Genomic DNA, 25,532 nt, shown 5'->3' on the forward strand with positions numbered 1-25,532 from the left:
GCAGCGGACGGGAGAACGCGTCGTCGTTCGGTTCGTGCGTTCGCCGTTCGACTGGATCGTCGCCCCGCCGGTGGATCGATCACCCACCGGGCCGTCGCGGTCCGCTACCTTTTTGCCTGCAGTCTCGGAAGCAATCGGCATGCTCACCGTGCGGGCACCGGCGACGAGTGCGAACCTCGGGAGTGGCTTCGACGTCTTCGGCGTCGCCCTCGAGACGCCCGCCGACGTGGTTCGGGTCGAACGCGCGCCGGAAACGCGCATCTCGATCACCGGCGCCGGCAGCCAGTACATTCCGGAGGATCCGAACCAGAACACCGTCGGCGCGGTCGCCGACGCGCTCGACGCACCGGCCCACATCAAGATCGACAAAGGCGTCCGCCCCTCCTCGGGGCTCGGCTCGTCCGCCGCGAGCGCGGCCGCAGCGGCCGTCGCGCTCAACGCGCTCTACGATCGCGGCCTCTCGCGGGAAGAACTCGTCCCGATCGCCGCCGAAGGGGAGGCCCTCGTCTCCGGCGAGGCCCACGCCGACAACGTCGCCCCCTCGCTGCTGGGCGGTTTTACCGTCGTCACCGACGACAACGTCACCCAGGTCGACGCGCAGATCCCCGTCGTGGCTTGTCTCCCGGAACAGTCCGTGTCGACACGCGACGCGCGCGGGGTCGTCCCCGACTCCGCTACACTCGAGGACGTCGTCGACACCGTCGGCAACGCGTCCACGCTCACCGTCGGCATGACCCGAAACGACCCCGAACTCGTCGGCCGCGGGATGAACGACGCCATCGTCACGCCCCGGCGCACCGCGCTGATCGACGGCTACGACGACGTCCGCGAGGCCGCCCTCGAGGCGGGCGCGACCGGCGTCACGGTCAGCGGGGCCGGCCCGGGAATCCTCGCCGTCTGTCACCAGCAAGATCAACGCGAGATCGCCGGCGCGATGGTCGACGCCTTCGAGGCGAGCGGTATCGATTGCCGCGCCTACCAGACTCACGTCGGCGAGGGTGCGCGGCTCTACCGGGACTGATCGTCACCATCACCTCGAGTAGCCACCGATGGGAGCCCGAACCGACGCCGCACTCACGATACTCGTTCTCGCTGCCGTCGGCATCGCCGTCGTTCTGGTCGACGCGTCGCTGTCGCCGCTCGCGCTCGCCCTCGGCGGACTCGGTACGATTGCGTTCGAACTCGTCGCCGCTCGAGACGTCGAAACCGTTCGAGAGTACTGGGAGCGGCCGGCGGTACAGGCAGTATCCGTCGTCCTCGCGTTGCTCGTCGTGGCCGTCGGCGCTTGGATCGCGCCAACCGTGGTGCTATCGCTGTTCTGTGGCGGAGCGATAACGTACCTCGCGTTTCTCGGACTGGTCGGTACGGGGCTCGTTCCACCACCGCGGACGTGGTGGTGAGGCCCGCTGGTCGCGTCGGCTCACCGCTTCGAGCCGCGGGCCGTCTTCCAGCGCCGGCCGTAGATCCGCGGGAGTGCATCGACCTTCGCCCCGCGAACGTTGCTCGGGACGGTCGACACGCGCGTGGAGACGCTGGCTGGCAGCGGACCCGCGGGAACCAACGATACCGTCGTCGGATTGTTCGAGACCGGTCGTCGGCCGGCGTAGCCGGAGCCGCGCTGTTTCGACTCGTACAGGTCTTCGAACGTCGAGTGGCCCTCGAGAACCCCCTTCCGAGCCGCCTTCGACGCCTTTTTCGCCTGCTGCTGGAGCGCTGCATCCGGCGCATCGGCTTTCACGTCGTCGACGAACGACTCGACGTCGGCAGCCGCTTCGGAGTCGCCGGAGGAGTCGAGCAGATCCGGGCCGACGACGTCCTCGAGTTCGGCTTTGAGCTGTCGCAGTTCTTTCTGAAAATCGACGAGGTCGACGGTGTTCCAGAGCTCTCGGAGGTGGATAACGTGCCGGATCGTGCTGAGATCCAACGCTACGGCCGGATCCCGCTCGCGAATCGCCTCCGGGAGTTCGTCCAGGTCGAGGAGATCCGGCAGCGCCGACACCTCGACGACGTCGGGTAACTTCTCGAGGTCGATCGTCCCGAAGAGGTCTTCGACTTCCTCGACGACGTCCCAGAGTTCGGCCGCCGTCGTCGACAGCGTCTCGTCCGACCCGTCGGTGGTGGTTTCCTCGAGTAGCCGGATGGCACCCATTTTGAGGTTCTCGGACAGTTGCTCGAACGTGGACGAAGACGGTGCCTGGCTCATACGGACCGTAGGCGACGTACGGAGAAAACGGAGGTGCTTGCCGAACGGTCGCGAGTCGGAGGTAACAGAGAAGCGATTTTCGCCCGCGAGCGATTAGACGCCCCGACCCTGCAGCTTCTCCTCCTCGGCGAGATCCGCGTTCGCGTCGCCTTTCATCCCCTTGCCGAGGTGCTTCGAGATTTCGGCGAGCGTCTCGGGGTCGTCCCAGTTGTTCGTCGCCTCGACGATCGCTTCGGCCATCTCCGGCGGGTTCTCGGCGCCGAAGATGCCGCTGCCGACGAAGATGCCGTCGCACTCGTGGTGCATCATGAGCGCCGCGTCCGCGGGCGTCGCGATGCCGCCAGCCGCGAAGTTGACGACGGGGAGTCGACCCATTTCGGCGGTCTCGTGGACCAGTTCCGCGGGCGCCTCGATCTCGCGGGCGTAGGCCTCACGCTCTTCGTGTTTCATGCCCTCGAGTTCGCGGATCGCGCCCTTGATGGTGCGCTGGTGGTGGACGGCCTGATTGACGTCGCCGGTGCCGGCTTCGCCCTTCGTTCGGATCATCGCCGCGCCCTCGTCGATCCGTCGGAGGGCCTCGCCGAGGTTCCGAGCGCCGCAGACGAACGGCGCCGTGAAGTCTCGCTTGTCGATGTGGTAGGCGTCGTCGGCGGGGGTGAGCACCTCCGACTCGTCGATCATATCGACGCCGACGGCCTCGAGAATCTGAGCTTCCTTCGTGTGACCGATGCGGGACTTGCCCATCACCGGAATCGAGACTTCGTCGACGATCTCCTCGACGTCCGCGGGGTCCGCCATCCGGGCAACGCCGCCCCGCTTGCGGATATCCGCGGGGACGGCCTCGAGCGACATGACGGCGACGGCGCCGGCGTCCTCGGCGATTCGGGCCTGCTCTTTGTTCACGACGTCCATGATGACGCCGCCTTTCTGCATCCGGGCGAATCCGCGCTTGACGAGGTCGGTTCCGCGTCGGAGCTCCTCGAGATCGGTCTCAGTCTCGGTCATACTGCGCCGTTAGGAGCCACCACACTTACGCGTATCCGTTCCGGATACGACTGGTTGACGAACCGAAACGCTGCGAGGTTGATCAGCAGAATCGCTCTCGCAATACTAACTGAAGACTCACAATGCATCGACCGGAGCGCCGGCGTGAAGCCGAGCACGAGCCCGGGAGCCGTACAAACGCGCGATCGGACGATTCCAACAGCCGAGCGTCGCCTGTAGCTCGGAGTCGATCTCGAGTCCCGTCCCGACCGGCGAGCCGAGCGCAATCTCGCCGCGGATTTCGGCCCGCGACCGCAGCAGGTCGGCGTTCAACGTCGTATAACTCCACATCGTCCAGTCGCGCTCGCGGGTGGCGACTCGCGTTCGCGGGCGCGGGACCTCGAGGCGAACGGCTGACGTCCCGGTCTCGCCATCACCGACGACGGCGCGCAGCCCCTGCGGCCCGTCCGTCACCGTGATCTCGGCCCGCTCCTTCGGGTAGCCCCAGATCTCGCGCCCCAGCGCGACCGACGCGTCGGTCGTCACCGGCAGCCAGTGGACATAGCCGCCGACCTCGCCGTCGGCCAGCTGGGCGAACGGAAGCGCCGTCCGACTCCCGCGAACGGCCGGGACGATGACCGCGAACTCGTCGTAGGGCTCAAGGCCGGTTTCGTCGTCGTTCGCACCCTCGCCCTCGTTTCGTCCGCCGCCGACGCGGTGATACTGAATCCCGACGAACGTCACGCAACCGACCCCGGGTGCGATCGCGAGCGCGGAGAGACCGGACGGCAACAGCGCCTCGAGTCGATCACGCCGAGCTGGGACCGTAACGCCGCCGAACGCGAACTCGAGGTCGAGCGGCAGGGCGATCTCGTGGCCGGTCGAGAGGGTCACTCGAGTCGGACCGTCGGTTTCGGGGTTCATACGGGACGTGACGACGCGATAGTGGATAGTGGCTCGGGTGGAGCGATCGACCGGTCGCGACGGTATCGAGACGTATTCGGTGTTCAGTAGAGGCGGAGAAGCTATCATGATATCAATCTATTTTGGGTGTATGAGTTCGTATCACATATCCGCCCTCAGTAGACTGGAATTTTATTCTGCGATTGCTATTGGTGGAACAATAGGCCGCCTTTGTGCGTATCAGCTCGATTTTGAAGTGATAAATTCGTTTCTGACAGCTCTCTTCTGTACTGCGGCTGGAGCGGCCATACTGGTCGGCGTTTTGTCACTCCGTGAAGATATTTGATGATTACATCCGTTCACTACGCCAAACGAGTGAACAGCAGTCGCGCGAGAGACACTTGTCGAACGGGAAACGACTGAAGACGGGACTCGAGTCCCACCGACGGATCGATACTCGACGGTCGAGAGCCGTCAACCGCTACTGTTTTGCGGGTGTCGACCCTCACGACAGGTGAAACGATGTCCGCGACGACCCGGCTGCCCGACCGTGACCCGTTGCCGACGTATCTCGCACCCGTTCCGAAGCGACTCGAGGATCTCGGCCTTCGGTTCGCCTGGCTCGTCGTGGCGATCAACCTCGCGGGGACGGCCTTCGGGTTCTGGTACTACTCGGGACAGTTCGCCGAGACGCCGGCGGTAATGTGGCCGTGGGTGCCCGACAGCCCGATGGCGACGCTGTTCATCGCGCTCGCGATCGCCGCGTGGAAACTCGGCTACGAGCAGCCGTGGCTGACGTCGCTGGCCTTCTTCGGGAACATCATCCTCGGGCTCTGGACGCCGTACACGCTGCTCGCGTTTTCCGACGCCTACGGCTACTTGCATCCGCTGATGTTCCAGTTCCTCTTCTGGAGCCACCTCGCGATGGTCGTCCAGGCGTTCGTCCTCCACCGGATCACCGACTTCCCCGTCTGGGCGGTCGCCGTCGCGCTCGTCTGGTATGCGAGCAACCTGATCGTCGACTACTTCGTCCCGGTCGTCGGCGACCCGCATCACACCTCGATCCCCGTCGATCGAGACGAACCGATGTCTCTCGGTGCCGACGCGCTCGGCGTCGTCGCCGCCGGGGAAGTGACGTTTACGCTGCTCGCGCTGTTTCTCGCGCTCGCGACCTGCGTGAAAAAGGTCCAATCGTCGCGTACGTCCTGAATCCCCAAGCGACACTAGGCCGACCGTGGCTGTCGTCCGTCCTCGAGCGAGGCCAGTTCGAGGTACGGATCGAGGATTCGAGCCGCATCGCGACGTTCGATCGTCTCGGTCGCCGAATCGTATCTGACGACGGCTGCGTCGATCAGTTTCGGCAGGTGGGCGTGGTAGAATCGAGTCGAGACCGCCTCGAGTCGTTCCGGTGTCAGGTCGCCGTTGCGGTGGGCGATCCCTTCGATGAGTTCGTCGACTGACACTGCCCCAACTTTCTGTGAGAGGTACGACAACGCGTCCCGTCGCTGTTCTTCGAGTAGAATGTCGAAGACAGCGTTCGTGGAGAGGGATGCGGTGCTGTTCGAAGATTTCACGTTCGAGGTTTCTGTCTTCATAGTGCTCTGTACTCGGCTTACACGGCTGCTCACGACCTGTCGTCGAACGACAACTTCAGCAGAGCACACCTCACGAATGGGTGAACTGTACCATAAACGTTCTGTTACTACCGTACTAATTTCCAGAATGTTTTGAGTAATGAGGCATGATTTCCAAAGATTCAATGACAATCAGCTGTTTTGATCTACACGAATAGCTGAGTGTACAATATTCGAGCGTCCGCGCAGTCAGCGCTTTTGGACGTAGATATGACAGAGCGGAGAACGGTAACGAGCCGTAGCGTTACTCGAGGACGACGACCGCCGACTCGGTTTCGATCATCTCGCCGGCACCCGAGTATGTGCGCTCGAGTTCGACCTCGAACAGATCGTCCTCGAGTTCTTCGCCGGCGACCCGGAGCACACCGGCGTCGTCGATCTCGTACTCGCCACTGTCGATCCCGGCGTCGATCTCGCCGACCTTCGAGCCGAATTTTGGGCCGAGCGTCGAGTAGTCGAGGTCGATCTTCGCGACCTCGGTCGTCACCTCGGGTTCGTCCTCGAGGACGGTCAACTCCTGAACGTGCATCACGTTCTGGATCGCGTCCTCGAAGCCCTCGATGGGACCGTAGACCGACACCGACTCGAGATCGGCGTTCAGCGGCAACTGGTTCTGACTCTTGTAGCGTCGCAGCGCCGAGATGACCTCCATCGCGGTCTCGCCGGCCTCGAGGTCGGCCTCGTACCCCCGTGGTGCGGGCCAGTCGCGCGTGTGGATGCTGGTCTCGGCGAGGCTCCCCTCGGTACCACTGTACACCGCCTGCCAGATCTCTTCCGTGACGTGTGGCAGGAACGGCGCCCACAGCTCGAGGAACGTGCGGTGGGCGGTTCGAAGCGCGTACTGCGTCGACGGGTTGTCCTCGCGGCCCTTCGCGATCTCGAGGTAGTCGTCACAGAACGTGTTCCAGAAGAACGTTCGCAGCCGGTCGCGGGCCTTCGCGAACTCGTAGTTCTCGAGGTGGTCGGTCAGCGTCTCGACGGCGTCGTCCAGTTCCGCGAGCAGCCAGCGATCGATCGCCTCGAGTTCGGCCGGCTCCTCGGGTTCGGCGGGAGCGAGGGTGTCGACGAGCTTCGAGGCGTTCCAGAGCTTGCGCAGGAGCTTCTCGCCGGCGGTCAGGTCCTTCTCCTGGTAGGGGAAGTCGTCGCCGACGGCGGCGCTGGCGGCCCAGAAGCGAACCGCGTCGACGGGGTACTCCGACAGCACCGCGTCGGGTTCGACGACGTTGCCCCGCGATTTGGACATCTTCTCGCGGTTCTCGTCCAGCACGTGGCCGTTGATCAGCGTCGCGTCGAACGGCACCTCGCCCGTGTGCTCGTAGCACTTGACGATCGTGTGGAACAGCCAGAAGGAGATGATGTCGTGGCCCTGCGGTCGCAGGTCGAAGGGGTAGAGTTCGGGGTTGTCCATCCGGAACGCTTCGGCCTCGGCGTCCCAGTCCCAGCCCGCGTTGATCAGCGGCGTCAGCGAGGAGGTCGCCCACGTGTCGAAGACGTCCTCCTCCGGGACGAACTCGTCGTGACCGCACTCGGGACAGGCGTCGACCGGCGGCTCGTCCGAAAGCGGGTCGACTGGCAGCTCCTCGCGCTCGGCCATGATCTCGTTGTCACACGCCTCGCAGTACCAGACCGGGAACGGGATTCCCGAGTCGCGCTGGCGGGAGATCAGCCAGTCCCACTCGAGGCCCTCGATCCAGTGCTGATAGCGGGTGAACATCTTCTCCGGGTACCAGTCCATCTCCCGGCCGGCCTCGAGGTACTCCTCCTTGTGATCCAGAATTTCGACGTACCACTGCTTGGAGACGCGGTACTCGACGGGCGTGTCACAGCGCTCGTGGACGCCGACGGCGTGGGTGATCTCCCAGCGGTCGCGGAGGTAGCCCTCCTCCTCGAGGTCCTCGACGATCTCTTCGCGGGCCTCCTCCGTGGAGAGCCCCTCGTAGGGGCCGGCGAGGTCGGTCATCGTCGCGGACTCGTCGATCGCGACGCGCAGCGGGAGGTCGTGGGCCTGGTACCACTCGATGTCGTTCTGGTCGCCGAACGTACAGCACATGACGACGCCGCTGCCTTTCTCCATGTCGACGCGCTCGTCTGCGATGATCGGCACCTCGTGGCCGAAGAGCGGAATGCGAGCGGTCTCGCCGACGAGATCCTGATTTGCCTCGTCGTCGGGGTGGACGAAGACGGAGACGCAGGCCGGAATCAGTTCGGGCCGGGTCGTCGAGATGACGAACTCGTCTCGAGGTGGATTTTCGCCGACGAGTTCGAACGCGATGTCGTTGAAGTGCGAGTGACGTTCGTCGTCTTCGGTCTCGACCTGCGAGATGGCAGTCTCGCACTCGGGACACCAGATCGCGGGGGCCTTCTTTCGGTACTCGCGGTCTTTCTCGTAGAGATCGAGGAAGGAGAGCTGCGAGATGCGCTGGACGCGCGGCTCGATCGTCTTGTAGGTGTTGTTCCAGTCGATCGAAGTCCCGAGGGACTGCATCTTCTCCGTGAACTCGGCCTCGTACTCCGCACAGACCTCCCGACAGAGTTCCTGGAACTCGCGTCGCTCGTAGTCCTGGTGGCGGATGTCGAGTTCCTCCTCGGTCAGCCGTTCCGAGGCAATTCCGTTGTCGTCGTAGCCAAAGGGAAAAAGGACATCGCCGTCGGCCATTCGCTGGAAACGGGCCGCGAAGTCCTGCAGCGTGGAGCCGTAGAGATGACCCATGTGCAGGCTGCCCGAGACCGTCGGCGGCGGCGTGTCGATCGCGTAGGTCGTGTTCGGATCCTGACCCGGATCGCCGTCGTACGCGTAGACGTCCGCGTCGATCCAGCGGCGTTGCCAGCGCGACTCGACTGCTGCGGGGTCGTAGCCGCCCTCGAGGCTCGGCTCGCCGTCTCGGGCGTCATCACCCTCCTGCTCCGGCGCGTCCGTGCTCATGCTCTCACCGCCCGTCTCGGGCGTCGGCCGTGCGTCGTCGTGTCGTCGAAACTGTGGTCGTTCATTGGAGATACCGGTCGTTGCTCGGTGAATGCTGGTCGCCGACAATACATCCGTCGAAACGGGGTGGGTGGTGTGGGGCTAGGCCGCCCCTACGAAAACGGCGTCGGACGGGCCGTCGAGCGTGTCGGCCGTACTCGCGACGGTGTCGGACATACCTGGCTGTACTGCGGGGAACGGTGTTAGGTGTTTCGTCGCGAACGTGGCCACTCCGGAGTAATCGAACCGGCGTCCCAATTCTCGTATAAAAATGTAGGGGTCCGGTTGGGCCGCCGACAGTCGACCGATCGGGTTAACGTGGTATCACGTTCTGAATGGAACTATGAGCGCGCAGCCGTCGAGACGAACGCTGCTCGGGGCCGCAGGGGCGAGCCTGCTGTCGGCATTCGCGGGCTGTAGCGGGATGACGCCGCTGGTCGGTCGGCAGGTCGAGGAGCACGAAACGCTCTCGTCGGCGGACGCGGACCGACTCGCCGTCTACGGCAACGTGGGCGAAATCACGGTCGTCGGTACCGATCGCGACGACATCGACCTCGATATCGAGAAGCAGGCGAGTTCGATCCGAACCGACCTCGAGGAGCTCGAACTCCGAACCGAAACCGACGGTGACACCCTCGAGATCCGCTCGGAGTGGACGGGAAGCGTCGGCTGGTTCGAGAGCCAACCCACGATGAACCTCGATCTCGAGATCCCCGAGGCGCTGGCGGTCGAGCGAATCGAAGCGAGCGTCGGCCGCGTCAGGCTCACGGACGTGACGGGCGATCCCACGATCGAGGCGACGACGGGAGAGATCGACGTCTCGAACGTCGACGGAACGGTCGGCGCGCGGTCGAGTACCGGCGAGGTCGAGATCCGCGACGTCGAGGGGGTCGCGGACGTCCACACGACCACTGGCCGGGTCGCAACCGACGTGCCCGCGATCGACGGCGATACGACGATCAGCACGACGACCGGCAGCGTCTCCGCCGCCGTCGATCCCGATCTCGACGCCGAACTCCACGCGAGTACCAGTACGGGCGGAGTCGACGTCACCGGGCTCGAGTTGACCGACGAAACGCGCGAGGACGACCTCGTGACGGGAACGCTGGGCGACGGCGGACCGACGCTGCGACTCGAGACGACGACGGGTGGGGTCGACGTGTCGCCGCTGTCCTGATCGGGAGAGGAACGGCGGGGTCGCGGTGCGTTCGATCCCGTTCCGTCAGATGGCGAACGTTTATTTTTTCGCGTGGAGCACTCACGACCGAATGGCGCGTACCGCGACGACACTCACCGACGGCCACCTCGGACGAGCGGCGGCGGGGCTCAAGCGATTCGTCGCGGTGCCGTTCCAGCGCCGGACGTACCTGAATCTGGCCTATCTGTTGCTCGCCTTTCCGCTGGGCATCGCCTACTTCGTGTTCGTCGTGACGGGAGTTTCACTCGGCATCGGACTCTCGATCATCCTCGTCGGGATTCCGCTGCTGGCCGCCGTGGTCGTCGCCGCGCTCGCCGTCGCCGGCTTCGATCGCTGGCTGACGGCCGCACTGTTGGACGTCGATATCGAACCGCGGACGAGCCCCGACGGAGACACGCACACCGAGCAGATTCGGTCGCTCGCGACTCATCGAAAGACGTGGACATCGGTGCTGTATCTTCCCGTGAAATTCGCGCTCGGCGTCGTCTCGTTCGTGCTCGTCGGTACCGGCTTTTCGACCGCGGTAGCCATGCTCACGGTCCCGCTCTACTACGACCAGCCGGGACTGTACGTCGGCACGGTGTCGGATCGAGCCCCCGAGATCCACCAGACGCTGCATCTCGGCTGGGACTACCTGCTCGTCAGCGTCGACGCCGTGTTCACCGTCGGCTACTGGGAGATTACGACGCTCCCGCAGGCGCTCGCGGTCGCGATACTCGGCGTCGGGCTGCTGTTCGGTACGTTCCACGCACTCAACGCGCTCGCTCGCGGCTGGGGCCGGTTCGCGCGACTCGCACTCGAGGACGGCTACGACCCCTTCGCGGTCGTCGTCCGCCGGCTCGGCTCTCCGGCGGAAGCCACAGACGACCCTATTCGCCCAAACGAATAACCGCGATCCCGTCCGAAACGCGCTCGAGGTCGCCGTCGAGGTACGTCGCCAGTCGCTCGAGCGACGGTCCGCTGTCGTCGCCGTCGACGCTGACCACGCGAATGCGGTCGTGCCGGGTCGCGTCGTACGTCCCCTGCATGACGATCGAAAACAGCTCTCGCGGCGTTACCGGGTCGCCCGCGTCCAGCCGCTCGGTGATTCCCTCGAGCGACGATTCAACCGTCGTCTCGACGTCGAAGGTCACGTCGACGGAGACGGTTTCGTCCCGGTCGGTCGCGGCGAGATACTCCTCGGAACTCCTGACAGCGGGTGTGAGGATCTCTTCGAAGTCGACACCGTATCGCTCGGTGCCGAGGTAGACGAAGGCGAACATCGCCCGAAGGCCGTCCAGAAACGCCGCGTCGGTCGTGGTCTGTTCGAACACCTGCTTCCGGTCCTTCTCGGGCAACGTGTGGAGGAGGAGGTCGAAATCGACCGTGGAAGCGTGAATCCGGCGTCGGATCCGCGCCTCGGCGTTTCGCTTCGACTGCTCGTGGCCCATCTCCCGATCGCCCAGCAGATAGGCTCGGTCGGCCGGGCTGAGCACGCCGCGTTCGCGGTCGGTATCCGTGTTCATAATCGGTATCGGATTATACAACATCGGTTTCGATCCGAACCCCTATGGCTCTCCCGGTTCGAATACGGTTCAATGAACGTGAGTCCGTGGGCCGTCGTTCCACGCCGTCACCGAGTCGCGCGGCGTGGCGAAAGGGGAGGGGCGGAGAGTCGATGAGCGGAGGATTGGGGAGGCGGTACGCGGATTTCGTCGTCTCGCACAGTCGCCTCGTCGTCGTGCTGGTCCTGTTGCTCACCGCCGTCGTCGCGGCCGGCGCGGCGATCGGTGAGAGCGAGGACGGCGAGATCGGCCAGTTCGACGTCGACTCCGAGGAAACTGAAGCCCTAGAGGAGATCGAACGGACCTACGGCACCGACGACAGGGTCGTCGCCCAACTCGTCGTTCGCGACGAAGGCGGCGATGTGCTGACGCGCGACTCGCTGCTCGAGGGACTCTACCTCCAGCAGGAGGTTCGCGAAGACGACGACCTGAACGCGACGCTCGACGAGCAGGGATTCGTCGGGTTCGAGAACATCGTCGCGACGGGCGCGGTGTTCGAAGATCGCGCCGCGGCGGCGAACGGCCCGCCGGACACGAGCCAGCCGACGCTCGAGGAGGGGATCGACGCGCTCGAGTCCCGTTCGGACGCGGAGGTCGAAGAGCTACTCGCAGACGTGCTCGATCCAGACAGCGATCAAGGCGGTGAGGACGCCTACGAGTTCCTTCCGACCAGCTACGAGCCGGGCGAGACCGAGGCCGAGTCGCGGATCACCTTCATTTTTCAGGTCGACGACAGCGGCCCTAACGAGGTTCCACAGGCCGCCTACGACGCGCAGGTCCAGATCGGCAACCTGGTCGACGAGCGCTTCGAGGATGCGTTCCTCTTCGGCCAGGGGATTACGGACGCGGCCTCCTCGAGTGCCGTCGGCGACAGTTTCGCGATCATCACGCCCGTCGCGCTCGTGCTCGTCCTCGGCGTCCTCGCGGTCACCTACCGCGACGTCGTCGACGTCCTCATCGGGCTCTTCGGCATCGCCGTCGTCATGGCCTGGCTCGCGGGTATTCAGGGCTGGCTCGAGATCCCCTCGAGTCAACTGCTGATCGCCGTCCCCTTCCTGCTAATCGGTCTGAGTATCGACTACGCGCTCCACGTCGTGATGCGGTATCGGGAGGCCAGAGCCGGCGAGCTCGAGGAGACGCAGTCACCGGGTGATAGGGAAGCGACAGTCGACGCGTCGGGGAAGACTGACGGCGGCGTGATCGGGACGCGGGCCGGAATGACACTCGGCCTGTCGGGGGTCGTCCTCGCGCTCGGAGCTGCAACGGTCTCGACCGGCGTCGGCTTCCTCTCGAACGTGGTCAGCCCGCTCCCGGCGATTCAGGACTTCGCGATCCTGAGCGCCGGCGGCATTCTCGCCACGTTCGTCGCGTTCGCCGTCCTCGTTCCGGCGCTCAAAGTCGAGGTCGACGACGTGCTCGAGAACCGGTTCGGACGAAACCGGGCGAAACAGCCGTTCGGAACGGGAACGAGCGTCGTCAACCGCGTCCTCTCGCGATTCGTGACGCTCGCTCGACGGACGCCGCTCGCGGTCGTACTGGTCGCATTCTTGCTCGCGACCGGCGGCGCCTACGGCGCGACGACGATCGATACGGAGTTCAATCAAGCCGATTTCCTCCCTGAAGATGCCCCCGAGTGGGCCAAGTTCCTCCCCGGGCCGCTGGCGCCGGACACGTACACGATCAGCGACGACGCCGCCTATCTCGGCGCGAACTTCGCCGAACGCGGAGAGGGGAGTCAAACACAGATACTGATACGTGGCGACGTGACCGATCCCGACGCGCTCGTCGCGATGGACGACGCGATCAGCGGGGTCGGCGACGACAGTACGATCATCGTTCGACCGGGCGGCGCTGCAGCGATCGAGGGGCCGCCATCGGTCATCCGCGAACTCGCCGCCGAGAACGAGACCGTCGCGGCCGCCCTCGAGGAGCGCGATACGACCGGCGACGACCTGCCAAACGAGGACGTCGACGGCTTCTACGACGTGTTATTCGACGTCGATTCGGACCGTGCCTCCGAGGTAATCTACCGGACCGACGACGGGAGCTACGAGACGTCCCGGCTGCTGGTCAGCGTCCAGGGTGACGCGGCCGCACAGACCGTCGCCGACGACACTCGTGACCTCGCGGCCGCGATCCAGAGCAACGGGCCAGTCACCGCAGTCGCGGCTGGCGGCCCCGTGACGACCGCCGTCGTCCAAGACGCCCTCCTCGAGACGCTCGTCCAGGCCTTTGCGATCACACTGGTCGTTATCCTGACGTTCCTGACGGTCCTCTACTGGGTTCGCCACCGTGCGCTCTCGCTGGGCGCGGTCACGCTCGCTCCCGTGGTCGCCGCCCTCGCGTGGCTGCTCGGCGCGATGGCACTGCTCGGTCTGCCGTTCAACAGCGAGACGGCCGTCATCACCAGCCTCGCGATCGGTCTCGGAGTCGACTACAGCATTCACGTCGGCGAGCGGTTTATCGCCGAAAAGGAAGAACGGGAGTCGCTCGAGGAGGCCCTCGCCGCAACGATCACGGGCACCGGCGGCGCGCTCCTCGGGAGCGCGGCGACGACGGCGGCCGGCTTCGGCGTCCTCGCGCTCGCGCTCTCACCGCCGCTGCAGCGATTCGGGCTGGTGACGGGAATGAGTATCATCTTCGCGTTCGTCGCCTGTCTTACCGTCCTGCCGTGTCTGCTCGTGCTTCGGGAGCGGCTGCTCGCTCGAGCGAACTAACGAGAGCGGCGGATCGTCTTCGCCCCAGTTCGGCGGCTCGACCACTCTAGCGGCGGCCCGTCGACGGTGACCGACCGTTCGGGTGTCGTCCACACCGTCGACCGCGCGCTCGAGTGGCGCAGACTCGTGCGGCGGTACGAGACGATAAAATGATATGTTCGGGTCGCTGACGGTCAAAAGCGGTGATTTCGGTCACAAACCTATTTACCTCGATGCGGTGTGCATAGAGTGTGAGTTTCTAACACGAGGGTTGGAAACAATACTCGGGACGGAGCCGACCGAACGCTCCGGGAGTAATAATGTCAGAACACAATATTTCTGTAACAGTCAACGGCACACACCACGAACTGACGGTCGAACCACGAACGCTGCTCGTCTCGGCGCTCCGAGAGGAACTCGGCTACACCGGGGCGAACGTCGGCTGTGAGACCGGGCGATGCGGCGCCTGTACCGTCAGAGTCGACGGCGAGACGATCAAATCCTGTACGCGGTTTGCCGTCCAGTCCGACGGTGCGGAGATCGAGACGGTCGAAGGACTCGCCGACGACGGCGAACTGTCGACCCTGCAGGAGCAGTTTCAGGAGAATCACGGGCTCCAGTGTGGCTACTGCACGCCTGGGATGCTCATGTCAGCCGACACGTTCCTGCGGGAGAACGAGGACCCGTCGCGCGAGGAGATTCGGGACGCCATCGAGGGGAACCTCTGTCGATGCACCGGCTACCAGAACATCGTCGACGCGATCGAGGCCACGGCGGACCAGTTGGGTGAGCAGCGATGAGCGACGCGGACACGGGAGGAGCGTCCGACGGCGACGGTAGCGGCGCGTTCGGCGCCGCGATCGAACGCGGCGAGGACGTTCCGCTGCTGACCGGATCCAGGGAGTACACCGACGACATCTCCCTCCGCGGAACGACCCATCTGGCGATTCGGCGCTCCGACCACGCTCACGCACGAATCGAGAGTATAGACACGAGCGACGCGGAAGCGATGGAGGGCGTGCTCGCAGTGTTCACCGGCGAGGACGTCGTCGAAAGCGGCGTTCCAAACACGATTCCGACCGCGTGGGACCTCCCCGGGCTCGTCCAGCCCCAGTACCGCATGCTCGCCACAGATAAGGTCCGCCACGAGGGAACCCCCGTCGCCGCCGTCGTCGCGGAAACTCGACACGCGGCTCACGACGCCCTCGAGCACATTTCGGTCGAGTACGAGGAACTCGAGCACGTCACCGATCCGGTCGACGCCGTCGAGCGCGACGTCCCGCCGGTCCACGACGAGGCTGAGGACAACGTCGCCTTCGACTTCGAACTCGGGGACGCCGACGCGACCGACGAGGCGTTCGCCGACGCCGACCGCGTTGCGAGCGTCGACCTCCGACAGCCCCGCATCATTCCGAACGCGATGGAGCCGCGAGCGGCCCTCGCGGACTGGGAGGAGGCAACGGGGAAGCTCCGCCTCTGGATGACGAGCCAGAACCCCCACCTGCATCGAATGCTGCTCTCGGCGGGGACGCTCGGGCTCCCGGAGAACAAGATTCAGGTGATCGCCCCCGAGGTCGGCGGCGGCTTCGGGAGCAAAATCTACCACTACCCCGACGAGGCCGTGACGGCCTGGTGTTCGATGCAACTCGGCCGGCCGGTGAAGTGGCAGGCGACGCGCTCGGAGAGCTACCTGACCGACTGCCACGGTCGGGACCACGTGACGACCGGCGAAATCGCGCTCGACGACGACGGGACGATCCGCGGCGTTCGAGTGGAGACCCACGCCGGACTCGGCGCGCAGCTCTCGCAGTTCGGGACGGCGACGCCGTCGTACCTCTATGCGACCGTCCTCTCCGGCCAGTACACGATTCCGGCCATCCACTGCCGCGTTATCGGCGCGTTCACCAACACGACGCCCGTCGACGCCTACCGCGGCGCGGGGCGGGCCGAGGGGATCTATGTGATCGAACGGCTCGTGGACGTCGCCGCGCGAGAACTCGAGATGGACCCGGCCGAACTGCGCCGGCGAAACCTCGTCCCGCCCGACGAGTTCCCCTACGAGTCGGCGGCCGCGCTGGTCTACGACAGCGGCGAGTACGAGCGCGCGATGGATCTGGCCCTCGAGCACGTTGACTACGAGAAGTTGCGCGAGCGCCAGCGCGAGCTTCGGGACGAGGGCCGATATATCGGCATCGGGATCGGCAGCTTCATCGAATCGGCCGGGCTCTCGCCCTCGGGACTCGCGGGCGACCTCGGCGCGCAGGCCGGCGGCTGGGAGAGTTCGATCGTCCGCTTCGACTCGACGGGATCGGTGACGGTCCTCGCGGGAACGGCCGACCAGGGACAGGGCCACCGAACGACCTACGCGCAGGTCGCGGCCGAGGAGCTCGGCGTCTCCGTCGATGACGTCACGGTCGTCGAGGGTGACACGGATCGAATTCCACAGGGGATGGGGACCTACGGCAGCCGCAGCGCCTCGGTCGGCGGCGGCTCCATCGCCCGCGGCGCACGCGAGGTCAGAGAGAAGGCCCGTCGAATCGCGGCCCACCAACTCGAGACCAGCGTCGACGACATCGAGTTCGACGACGGCGAGTTCCACGTCGCCGGCGCGCCGGATCGCTCGCTGCACATCCAGACCATCGCCCACGAGGCCTATCTCGGCCACGACCTGCCCGAGGGGATGGATCCGGGGCTCGAGGAGACGAACTTCTACGACCCGGAGAACTTCACCTACCCCTTCGGCACGCACGTCGCGGTCGTCGAGGTCGAACCGGAGACAGGCGAGATCGAGATCGAGCGCTACGTCGCGGTCGACGACTGCGGCGAGATCATCAACCCGATGATCGTCGAGGGACAGGTCCACGGCGGGATCGCACAGGGGATCGGCGCGGCGCTCTACGAGGGCGCAGCGTACGACGACGACGGCCACCTCAGAACCCGCCGGATGGACGAGTACGTCGTCCCGCACGCGACGCAGTTGCCCGACTTCGAGACGGATAACACGGTGACGCCGAGTCCCCACAACCCCATCGGGGTGAAAGGCGTCGGCGAGTCGGCGACCATCGCGGCGGCGCCAACGATCGTCTCGGCCGTCGCGGACGCGCTCGAGCCGTTCGGCGTCGACCACCTCGACATGCCGATCACGCCGGAGTCGGTCTGGCGGGCCACGGGAGGTGACAACTGATGTACACCAACGACTTCGACTACCACCGCGCCGACAGCGTCGAGGAGGCGGTCGAACTGCTCGGCGACCACGACGGCGCCGAGCTGGTCGCCGGCGCGCACGGATTGCTGCCGCGGATGAAGACCGGCGACGAGTCGCCCCCGGCGCTCATCGACATCGGGCAGTTGAGCGGGCTCGACGCGATCGAAGAACTGGACGGCGAGAACGGCATCTCGGTGGGGGCACTCGCCACCCACGCCGAAATCGCCGACTCCGAAATCGTTCGCGAACACGCGACCGCGCTCGCCGACGCCGCCTCCGAGTTGGGCGATCCGCCGGTCCGAAACGGCGGCACGATCGGCGGCAACCTCGCCCACGGCGACCCGCGCTCGGATCCGCCGGCCGCCCTGCTCGCGCTCGAGGGCACCCTCGAGGTCCGCGGCTCGAACGGCGAGCGAACGATCGACGCCACCGAACTCTTCGAGGGACACTTCGAAACGGCGGTCGCCGACGACGAGGTCGTCACTGCGATTCGAATTCCGACTGACGCTGATGCCGTGAGCGGCTACCGCAAACGACGGGATCCGCTCTCCGGCTACGCGATGGTCGGCGTCGGCGTCTGGCTCCGCACCGACGGCGAGACGATTCAGTCGGCTCGAGTCGCCGTCACCGGTGCGACGACGACCCCCGCGAGACTGTCGGCGGTTGAGGACGAACTCGAGGGGAGCGCGGTGAGCGAGGAGACGATCACCGCAGCGGCAGCCGAGGCGGGCACCGCGCTGGACGCCGACGCGTTCGTCTCGGACGTACAGGCCAGCGCAGAGTACCGAGAGCACCTGCTGACGATCGACACCGAGCGCGCGCTATCCGATGCGCTCGACGTCGGTCAGTGACCGATCGTCGTCACTTTCGCTCGAGAAAGAAGGGAAAGAACTGTTCCGGCGCTACCGCTCGCCCAGTATCACCTCCGGAGCAAGTACGGAGAGGGCGACGAGTGTGACGAGAAGACAGAGAGCGAGTATCCGCAAAACACCGGAAAAAATTCGGCGATCCTTCGGGAGCGATTCGGCGAACCCGACAAGGCCGAACGCAACCGCGACGATGAGTGTACTCGCGGACCCGCCGCGTAGCGGGCGTCCAAAGGAAACGTACAGACCGACGAAGACGAGCGAGAAGACGAAGAACAGCAGCGCCTCGGACCTCCCGTCCGACTCGCGGAATAGGTACCGTTTGATTCGGGTGAACACAGCTCTAGAGACGGTGAACAGTCTATAAAAATAGCATGAGTCGACGGCGAGACGGTGACCGAACGCGATCGAACTGGCCGTCAGTTGGTCTCGAGAACCAGCAGATCGTCACCGGCGTCGACTTCCTGTTCGTTCTCGGCGACGAACTCGGTAATTGTGCCGTCCGCCGGAGCGGTGATGTCGTGGAAGTTCTTCATGACGCCGACCAGTCCGACGACGTCTCCCTCCGAAACCTCGTCGCCTTCGTCGACGAAGGTCGCTTCGTCGGGATCGGGACGCGTGTAGTAGACGCCGGGCATCGGTGATTGGATACGTTCTGTCGTCATTTATGAAATCTTACTATTTCATAGGGTCTCCGAGCATATAGGTTTTGACAAACCTATACCTCCTCGAACATCACCGTAAACACAGTATCAACCATAGTTTACGAAAACATGTAATTGTTTTAGTACGTGATCCGGCTGACTCTAGTCGGCACCTATACAGTGGTAACCGTTCTCTTTGAACGTAGGATGAGCGAGCAAACCATCACGAGACAGGAGCTACCGTCACCGCGGTACGAGTACGGCGGGGACGACTGGGTGTTCGTCGAACTCGACGAGGCGATGAGCTTCGACGCGAACTTCAAGGCACAGGCGATCACGCAGGAGATCCGCCAGAACAGCCTCGAGGGACTCGTCGAAGTCGCGCCGTCGAACGCCTCCTATCTGATCCAGTTCGATCCGGCCGTGTTGCACCCCGACGAACTGATCGAGGAGCTGAAATCGCTCGAGGACGAGATCGACGTCTCCGACTACCAGTGGGAGGCCCGCGTGTTCGACATCCCCGTCTTTTACGACGATCCGTGGACCCACGACACGTTGATGGACTTCCGGGAGCGCCACCAGGATCCGGACGCGACGGACCTCGAGTACTCCGCGGAGCTCAACGGCTTCGACTCCGTCGAGGCGTTTATCGACCACCACTCGGGCGCGCCGCACATGGTGACGATGATCGGCTTCGTCCCCGGACTCCCGTTCTGTTTCCAGATGGTGCCCCGCAACGAGCAGATCGAGGTGCCGAAGTACGAACAGCCGCGGACGGCGACGCCGAGCCGAGCGATCGGCTTCGGCGGCGCATTTACGGCTATCTACCCCGTCCCCGGGGCCGGCGGCTACCAGCTCTACGGTCGAACGCCGGTCGAAGTGCTCGATGTCGACCAAGAGCTGTCGGCGTTCGAAGAGTCGATGGTGCTCCCCAACCCGGGCGACATCCTCAACTTCCGCCAGATCGATCGCGAGGAGTACGACGCGATCCGCGCGGACGTGGAGGACGGCAGCTACGAGTACAACTACGATCGAGTCGACTTCGAGCCCCAGGCGTTCTTCGAGGATCCAGACGGCTACAACGAGCGGCTCCTGGAGGTGCTCGAGTAATGCGGATTCTCGACGGCGGACTCGTCACGACGGTCCAAGACACCGGCCGCCACGGCCACTACCACATCGGCATGCCGCCCTCCGGCGCGATGGATCAGTTCGCCCACAAGGTCGGCAACTGGCTCGTCGGCAACGACGAGTCCGATGCGACCCTCGAGATGACCTACATGGGCGCGGACGTCGAGTTCGAGGACGACGCCGTCTTCGCCGTTACGGGCGCGGATATGGAGCCAACACTCGAGGACGAACCGGTCCCGACGTGGACGGCCGTGCGAGCCGAAGCGGGCGACACGCTCAGCCTCGAGTTCGCGATGGAAGGCGCGCGAACGTACCTCGCCGTCGCCGGCGGCGTCGACATCGAACCGGTGATGGGGAGTCGGTCGACGTACACCCTGATCGGCATCGGTGGTCACGAGGGTCGCTCGCTCGAGGCGGGCGACGAACTGCCGATCGGCGAGCCGTCGGCGGACGTCGACGACGTGATCGGGAACTCGATCGACGAGGCGGACCGACCGGATTACTCGACGAACGAGATCAACGTCGTGATGGGGCTCTGTGACTATCGGCTCACCGACGAGGGCCGACAGCGTTTCCTCGACGCCGACTGGAAGGTCTCCGACGAGGCCGACCGCGTCGGCTACCGGTTCGAGGGGCCCGATATCAGGGATATGTTCGAGGAGCGCGAGCAGCCGTTCGGCGCCGGGACGGACGTCACTAACGTCGTCGACCTCGGCTACCCCGTCGGCTCTATCCAGATGGCCGGCCAGCCGATCATCCTGATGCGAGACGCCGTCACCGGCGGCGGCTACACCACCGTCGGAACGATCGTCAGCCCCGACCGCGGCGCGCTCTCGCAGTGTCGAACGCACAGCACCGTCGACTTCAACGCGGTCGACGTGGAGGAGGCACTCGAGATCCGTCGCGAGCGAGACGAACTACTTACGAACATTCAGGAGTCGCTGTAGTGCGAATTCACCAATAGATGATCAACAAAGTACTCGTTGCGAACCGCGGCGAAATCGCGGTCCGCGTGATGCAAGCGGCGACCGAACTCGGAATCGATACCGTCGCCGTCTACAGCGACGCCGACGAAACGGCCAAACACGTCCGGCGCGCGGACGAAGCCGCCCACGTCGGCTCCTCCGTCGCCGGCAAGAGCTATCTCGACCAGGAGTCGCTGCTCGAGGCGGCGAGCGAGACCGGCGCCGACGCGATCCACCCGGGCTACGGCTTCCTCGCGGAGAACGAGTCGTTCGCCCGGCGCGTCGAAGATTCGGAGTTCATCTGGATCGGGCCGCCGGCGGACGCGATGGCCGACTTCGGCGAGAAGACGAAGGCCCGCGCCATCATGGCCGACGCCGGCGTCCCGATCGTTCCCGGAACCGACGAACCGATCGACGACCCGGAACGGGTGAAAGCCTTCGGCGACGAACACGGCTACCCGGTCGCCATCAAGGCCGATGGCGGCGGTGGCGGTCGCGGGTTGAAAGTCGTCGATACTCCCGAAGAGGCCGAAGAGGCCTTCAAAAATGCGAAACGCGAGGGAGAAGCCTACTTCGACAACGACGCGGTCTACGTCGAACGCTTCCTCGAGAACCCGCGCCACATCGAGGTGCAGGTCATCGGCGACGAACACGGGAACGTCCGCCACCTCTACGAACGCGACTGTTCGGTGCAGCGCCGTCAGCAGAAGCTCATCGAGGAGACGCCCTCGCCGGTGCTCGACGACGAAACGCGAGAAGAGCTCTGTGAGTCCGCCCGATCCGGCGTCGCCGAAGCCGGCTACAGCAACGCCGGCACCGTCGAGTTCCTCTACGAGGACGGCGACTTCTACTTCCTCGAGGTCAACGCCCGGATTCAGGTCGAACACACGGTCACCGAGGCGGTAACGGGGATCGATATCGTCAAAGAACAGTTCCGCGTCGCCGCGGGCGAAGAAATCTCGTTCGAGCAGGACGAGGTGGAGACCCGCGGAGCGGCGATGGAGTTCCGAATCAACGCCGAGGACCCGTACAACGACTTTTCGCCGACGCCGGGCACCCTCGAGACGTACCGACCGCCCACGGGAATGGGCGTCCGCGTCGACGACGGTGTCAACGAGGGCGACCGAATCAGTCCGTTCTACGACTCGCTCGTCGGGAAGTTCATCGTCACTGCACAGGATCGAACGGAAGTCCTCGAACGGAGTAAACGGGTTCTCGAGGAGACCGATATCGAGGGCATCTCGACGACGATTCCGTTCCACCTCGCGGTGCTCGAAGACGACGCGTTCGTCGACAGCGAGCACACGACGAAGTACCTCGACGAACAGTTCGAGGGGCTGGACGAGGCCTGAACCACCGGGGTGTCGCCACGCCTCCGGCTCACACCAGTTCGTCGAGGCGAGCCAGTTCGATTCCTTCCGCCTCGAGTCGCTCGTGGATCGACTCGAGCAGTTCGACCGCGTTCGGGCCGTCGCCGTGGATACAGATCGACGACGCGGGGACGTCGATCGTCGTGCCGTCGACGGCTTCGACTTCGCCGCGGGTCGCGATGGAGACGACGCGATCCGCGACCAGCTCCGGGTCCTTCGGCTCGACCGATTTCTCGACGATCAGCGTGCGGTCGGGGTTGTAGTCGAGGTCGACGTAGCCCTCGAAGACGGCGTCCAGTTCGTCGTACTCCTTGGCAACCTCGTAGATATTCATATCGGTTGCCAGGTAGATGAGATCGGGATCGACCTCGAGGATGCCCTCCATGACGGCCCGACAGTGCGCTTCGCTCTCGGAGAGCATCGAGTACATCGCGCCGTGGGGTTTGACGTGCTGGACCGTCGCCCCGTGGCGTTTCGCGAACGCCAATAGCGCGCCCAACTGGTAGACGACGTAGTCGCGCACCTCCTCGGGCGTCGCGTCCATCGTCCGGCGACCGAATCCCATCTTATCTGGCAGGCCAGGGTGGATACCGATCCCCACGTCGTGTTCCGCCGCGAGTTCGACGGTCTCGCGCATGACGTGGGGATCGCCCGCGTGGTAGCCGCCGGCGATGTTCGCGGAGGTGATATAGGGCATCACCTCGTCGTCGCGTCCCATCGTCCAGTTGCCGAAACTCTCGCCCATGTCGCAGTTGATGTCGATTGCTGTCATCGGTGGATTGGTCCCGTATCACGTCTTTCGTCGCCAATATACTTGAGGTATCGTGGCCGAACCGGGTTGGGGACCCGCTCGTCCGCGACGGCAATCGACACTTACCAGCGCTCGAGAACGGTCGCGAAAACGCCCGACTTCGCGCAGTACTACGACTCCGAACCGCTGTCGGAGTGCGCTCGCACCCACAGCTCGCCGATCCTGGAGAGTCTGGTGCGGTAGGACTTCCCGTGTTCCTCGCGCTCGATGTAGCCCTTCCCGCCGGGACCTAATCGGTCGACGTTGTAGATCACCTTCGAGCGGAAGCTATCGGTGTACTCCTCGTTGAGTTCGCGGGCCAGCGCTTCGGCCAGTTCCGAGACCGAGTCGAACTCGCCGTCCTCGCCGAGTTTGTAGAGGATGAGCTCCTCGAATGGTTTGACGTTCGAGAAGGAGGCGACCGGCAGCTCGACGATATGTTTGCCGTCGATCTCCTTCGCCCCGATAGTCGTCCCGCGCTCGTCGAACTCCGAGAGGAGGTCGCGGGCGCTCTCCAAGCGAGCGTCGATCCGATCGCCGTCGATAGCCGCTTCCTGCGCCCCTAGATCCTCGAGAATAGCGATCTGCTCGCGAAGCTCTTCGGCGAGCTCGGTCTCGAGATACTTCTCTGGGGCCGTGTAGTAGGTGTGGATCCCCTCGCGGTCCTCCTGGCGTTCGACCATCAGCGAGTGGGCGGCGTTGGCGAACGCGAAGCTCACGGTTCGGGGCATCGCGGCGACGTTCACCCAGACCTCGTTCCCGGCGTCGAGCTCGCCCGTGATGAGTTCGTAGGCCTGCTCGAAGGCCGCGTCGTAGTCGTAGACGTCCTCGAGGACGAATCGCTCCGTGCTCGCCCCGAGCAGATTCCGGAAGTCGGTCTCGAGCTTTTCCGAGAGATGCCGGGAGTACTCGACGTTGGCCTCGCTCCCGACGGCGCCCTCGAGCAAGATGACGCTGTCGACGTCGATCTGATCGCGCACCAGCGGCGCGATCAGCCGGTCGTAGTCGAAACCGACCGGGACGATGTGGGTTTGCATGTGTGGGACGTGGTAGTGGTAGTTATAAAAACTACCAGACTTCGGACCACACAATTGTAGATCGTCATTGTTGCCCCTTCCCCCGGTCTTGGATTTTCGATATTGGCTAGTTGAGCCAGTTTGAGAGTTGAACGATCGGTGGACTATACTGATCGAAACCTCATTGAAAAGTAGTTCCATACCCCCACAACTCGTCTCAACCGCTTTCATAACTCGTAGGTAGGCAGTCTGTCAAGTGCACGCAAATGGATGAACCGTTTGTGTATTACTATATTCATCAGAAATCACACCAATCTCTCAACAGAAGAACACCAGCTTAGGTGATGTGAAACTCTAGTAGCCACTGAAAATTAATCCACACCTGATTGCAAGACGGCTGTGCGATCAGTGTGTGAATCGTTTCAGTTGTTACTATAGACAGAGCCCTCCGCCCCATTTTTAGCGTAGAGGACCTACGCTTGAAGTAGGCCGTACAGCAAAATAACACTCCAAAACAGTAGTGTCAGAGCAGGCAACGGAGAATCAATCGGGACCTCTTTTCCGAGAATATGGTAGTGTAATACCAGATCTGAATGAATTTCGTTCGCGTCACTGCTGAGTTCATAGATCCACATGATTATATTCTCATAAGACCTCATATTTATTGTGAGCCATGATATAGAAAATAGCACTCCAAACAGGCCAAATATAATGTAGAGGACGGGTGTTTGCTCCCCCAACGACAAGGACGTCCCTAACAGGCCATGGAACAAGAAAAAATAACCATTTCTTGTCCAATATAATTCTCGTTGCTTGTGGAGTAATTCAAGAAGTTTATCCTGCGGAATTCGATCCATGATACTGTGACCACAACGGTCGTATAATAGAAGGTAGGTACCCTTCAGTGTAGAACAGTGTCTGTCGGGTAGTACGTCGAACTTCCATCGGCACTGTTTAGTTTAGCATCTCCTCGGCTTCGGCCATTCAGCACCTGATTCGGTCGATCAAGGTTGTAGTGGTATTTGAAGTGTCTGAACTACTGGCGGGCGCTGGCTGGACTACCCCGCAAGAACGAGTGAAAGCAGTCATTTCGCATTGAGACGGTCTGAAACCACTTTTAGACATGGTTTCGCTCGCTGTAGTTGATCCGACCGCTCAATCCATGGTGAGCAAGGGTAGACAGATAGCTGCCAGTATCAAGGAGAAACTCTGTTTCGTCGAGATCGTGTTTCTCGGTGAGTCAGTGTAGGAACGCCGCCGCAGGGCCGGTCCCGCGCCGTTGACGAGACGCACAGCGTCTCGTTCGGACACTAGAACGCAAAGCGTTCTGGGGACGGCTGAAGACGTCGATGTCCAGCAATAACTTCGATTCTGTGTCGATTGCGGCATACAGCCGCTTTTTTCGCCGTCCATGCCACGGTCTC

General features: G+C 63.9%; 22 protein-coding genes and 1 pseudogene. 12 read left to right on the forward strand and 11 right to left on the reverse strand.

Annotation, left to right across the window (positions count from 1 at the left end; genetic code table 11):
- The first annotated feature begins 139 nt into the window (after positions 1 to 139).
- A complete protein-coding gene (locus tag ACSFDB_RS09680) occupies positions 140 to 1,021 on the forward strand; it encodes a homoserine kinase (RefSeq protein ID WP_440770790.1) in 882 nt (293 codons plus the stop codon).
- Positions 1,022 to 1,049: 28 nt separating this feature from the next.
- The gene (locus tag ACSFDB_RS09685; protein ID WP_440770791.1) at positions 1,050 to 1,400 is read left to right on the forward strand and encodes a hypothetical protein; all 351 of its coding nucleotides are present in this window, start codon (positions 1,050 to 1,052) and stop codon (positions 1,398 to 1,400) included.
- Positions 1,401 to 1,420: 20 nt separating this feature from the next.
- Here ACSFDB_RS09685 and ACSFDB_RS09690 read toward each other — a convergent pair whose 3' ends face one another.
- From ACSFDB_RS09690 to ACSFDB_RS09700, 3 genes are all read right to left on the reverse strand, one after another.
- Positions 1,421 to 2,203, reverse strand: a complete 783-nt coding sequence (locus tag ACSFDB_RS09690) for a hypothetical protein (protein ID WP_440770792.1) — start codon at positions 2,201 to 2,203, stop codon at positions 1,421 to 1,423.
- Between the two features lie 93 nt (positions 2,204 to 2,296).
- The gene (gene pdxS / locus ACSFDB_RS09695; protein WP_440770793.1) at positions 2,297 to 3,208 is read right to left on the reverse strand and encodes a pyridoxal 5'-phosphate synthase lyase subunit PdxS; all 912 of its coding nucleotides are present in this window, start codon (positions 3,206 to 3,208) and stop codon (positions 2,297 to 2,299) included.
- A 117-nt stretch (positions 3,209 to 3,325) separates the two neighbouring features.
- On the reverse strand, positions 3,326 to 4,111 hold the full coding sequence (locus tag ACSFDB_RS09700; protein ID WP_440770794.1) for an acetoacetate decarboxylase family protein: 786 nt from the start codon (positions 4,109 to 4,111) through the stop codon (positions 3,326 to 3,328).
- Positions 4,112 to 4,612: 501 nt separating this feature from the next.
- On the opposite strand from ACSFDB_RS09700, the gene ACSFDB_RS09705 reads away from it, so the two are divergent.
- Positions 4,613 to 5,299, forward strand: coding sequence for a DUF1405 domain-containing protein (locus ACSFDB_RS09705; RefSeq protein ID WP_440770795.1), 687 nt, complete (start codon positions 4,613 to 4,615; stop codon positions 5,297 to 5,299).
- Positions 5,300 to 5,313: 14 nt separating this feature from the next.
- Here ACSFDB_RS09705 and ACSFDB_RS09710 read toward each other — a convergent pair whose 3' ends face one another.
- Positions 5,314 to 5,685, reverse strand: coding sequence for a DUF7344 domain-containing protein (locus tag ACSFDB_RS09710; protein WP_440770796.1), 372 nt, complete (start codon positions 5,683 to 5,685; stop codon positions 5,314 to 5,316).
- 283 nt (positions 5,686 to 5,968) lie between these two features.
- On the reverse strand, positions 5,969 to 8,755 hold the full coding sequence (locus tag ACSFDB_RS09715) for a valine--tRNA ligase (RefSeq protein WP_440770797.1): 2,787 nt from the start codon (positions 8,753 to 8,755) through the stop codon (positions 5,969 to 5,971).
- Between the two features lie 274 nt (positions 8,756 to 9,029).
- On the opposite strand from ACSFDB_RS09715, the gene ACSFDB_RS09720 reads away from it, so the two are divergent.
- The gene (locus tag ACSFDB_RS09720) at positions 9,030 to 9,863 is read left to right on the forward strand and encodes a DUF4097 family beta strand repeat-containing protein (RefSeq protein ID WP_440770798.1); all 834 of its coding nucleotides are present in this window, start codon (positions 9,030 to 9,032) and stop codon (positions 9,861 to 9,863) included.
- 91 nt (positions 9,864 to 9,954) lie between these two features.
- Positions 9,955 to 10,773: a sensor domain-containing protein gene (locus ACSFDB_RS09725; protein ID WP_440770799.1), complete on the forward strand. Its 819-nt coding sequence runs from the start codon at positions 9,955 to 9,957 to the stop codon at positions 10,771 to 10,773.
- Here ACSFDB_RS09725 and ACSFDB_RS09730 read toward each other — a convergent pair.
- On the reverse strand, positions 10,754 to 11,389 hold the full coding sequence (locus ACSFDB_RS09730) for a DUF8102 family protein (protein WP_440770800.1): 636 nt from the start codon (positions 11,387 to 11,389) through the stop codon (positions 10,754 to 10,756). The two genes, ACSFDB_RS09725 and ACSFDB_RS09730, sit on opposite strands and share 20 nt — an antisense overlap.
- 152 nt (positions 11,390 to 11,541) lie before the next feature.
- Between ACSFDB_RS09730 and ACSFDB_RS09735 the strand changes: the two genes are divergently transcribed.
- The 4 genes from ACSFDB_RS09735 to ACSFDB_RS09750 all read left to right on the forward strand — a co-directional run bounded on the left by ACSFDB_RS09735 (position 11,542) and on the right by ACSFDB_RS09750 (position 18,180).
- On the forward strand, positions 11,542 to 14,145 hold the full coding sequence (locus ACSFDB_RS09735) for an efflux RND transporter permease subunit (protein WP_440770801.1): 2,604 nt from the start codon (positions 11,542 to 11,544) through the stop codon (positions 14,143 to 14,145).
- A gap of 299 nt (positions 14,146 to 14,444) precedes the next feature.
- On the forward strand, positions 14,445 to 14,924 hold the full coding sequence (locus ACSFDB_RS09740) for a (2Fe-2S)-binding protein (RefSeq protein ID WP_440770802.1): 480 nt from the start codon (positions 14,445 to 14,447) through the stop codon (positions 14,922 to 14,924).
- Positions 14,921 to 17,308, forward strand: a complete 2,388-nt coding sequence (locus ACSFDB_RS09745) for a xanthine dehydrogenase family protein molybdopterin-binding subunit (protein WP_440770803.1) — start codon at positions 14,921 to 14,923, stop codon at positions 17,306 to 17,308. The genes ACSFDB_RS09740 and ACSFDB_RS09745 overlap by 4 nt, the downstream gene beginning before the upstream one ends.
- On the forward strand, positions 17,308 to 18,180 hold the full coding sequence (locus ACSFDB_RS09750; RefSeq protein ID WP_440770804.1) for an FAD binding domain-containing protein: 873 nt from the start codon (positions 17,308 to 17,310) through the stop codon (positions 18,178 to 18,180). The genes ACSFDB_RS09745 and ACSFDB_RS09750 overlap by 1 nt, the downstream gene beginning before the upstream one ends.
- A 51-nt stretch (positions 18,181 to 18,231) precedes the next feature.
- Here the strand turns inward: ACSFDB_RS09750 and ACSFDB_RS21040 are convergent, their stop codons facing one another.
- Positions 18,232 to 18,534, reverse strand: coding sequence for a DUF8011 family protein (locus ACSFDB_RS21040; protein WP_502260887.1), 303 nt, complete (start codon positions 18,532 to 18,534; stop codon positions 18,232 to 18,234).
- A gap of 80 nt (positions 18,535 to 18,614) precedes the next feature.
- Positions 18,615 to 18,860: an acetyl-CoA carboxylase gene (locus ACSFDB_RS09755; protein WP_440770805.1), complete on the reverse strand. Its 246-nt coding sequence runs from the start codon at positions 18,858 to 18,860 to the stop codon at positions 18,615 to 18,617.
- 186 nt (positions 18,861 to 19,046) lie between these two features.
- On the opposite strand from ACSFDB_RS09755, the gene ACSFDB_RS09760 reads away from it, so the two are divergent.
- The 3 genes from ACSFDB_RS09760 to ACSFDB_RS09770 are packed head-to-tail and all read left to right on the forward strand — an operon-like array spanning position 19,047 to position 22,284.
- Positions 19,047 to 19,949 (forward strand): 5-oxoprolinase subunit B family protein, encoded by a 903-nt coding sequence (locus ACSFDB_RS09760; protein ID WP_440770806.1) that lies wholly within the window; start codon positions 19,047 to 19,049, stop codon positions 19,947 to 19,949.
- Complete coding sequence (locus tag ACSFDB_RS09765) at positions 19,949 to 20,914, forward strand: 5-oxoprolinase subunit C family protein (protein ID WP_440770807.1); 966 nt, start codon at positions 19,949 to 19,951, stop codon at positions 20,912 to 20,914. Before ACSFDB_RS09760 ends, ACSFDB_RS09765 begins: the two co-directional genes overlap by 1 nt.
- Before the next feature lie 17 nt (positions 20,915 to 20,931).
- Complete coding sequence (locus ACSFDB_RS09770) at positions 20,932 to 22,284, forward strand: acetyl-CoA carboxylase biotin carboxylase subunit (protein WP_440770808.1); 1,353 nt, start codon at positions 20,932 to 20,934, stop codon at positions 22,282 to 22,284.
- A gap of 28 nt (positions 22,285 to 22,312) precedes the next feature.
- On the opposite strand, the gene ACSFDB_RS09775 is transcribed toward ACSFDB_RS09770, so the two are convergent.
- The 3 genes and pseudogenes from ACSFDB_RS09775 to ACSFDB_RS09785 all read right to left on the reverse strand — a co-directional run.
- Entirely contained in the window at positions 22,313 to 23,074 is a 762-nt protein-coding gene (locus ACSFDB_RS09775; protein ID WP_440770809.1) for a LamB/YcsF family protein, read from the reverse strand.
- 149 nt (positions 23,075 to 23,223) lie between these two features.
- Positions 23,224 to 24,129, reverse strand: coding sequence for an HFX_2341 family transcriptional regulator (locus ACSFDB_RS09780; RefSeq protein WP_440770810.1), 906 nt, complete (start codon positions 24,127 to 24,129; stop codon positions 23,224 to 23,226).
- A gap of 880 nt (positions 24,130 to 25,009) precedes the next feature.
- Positions 25,010 to 25,510: pseudogene (locus ACSFDB_RS09785) on the reverse strand (transposase domain-containing protein); the annotation flags it as partial.
- Between the last annotated feature and the right edge of the window lie 22 nt (positions 25,511 to 25,532).

This window comes from Natronorubrum amylolyticum (assembly GCF_052040145.1).
Classification (GTDB): domain Archaea; phylum Halobacteriota; class Halobacteria; order Halobacteriales; family Natrialbaceae; genus Natronorubrum.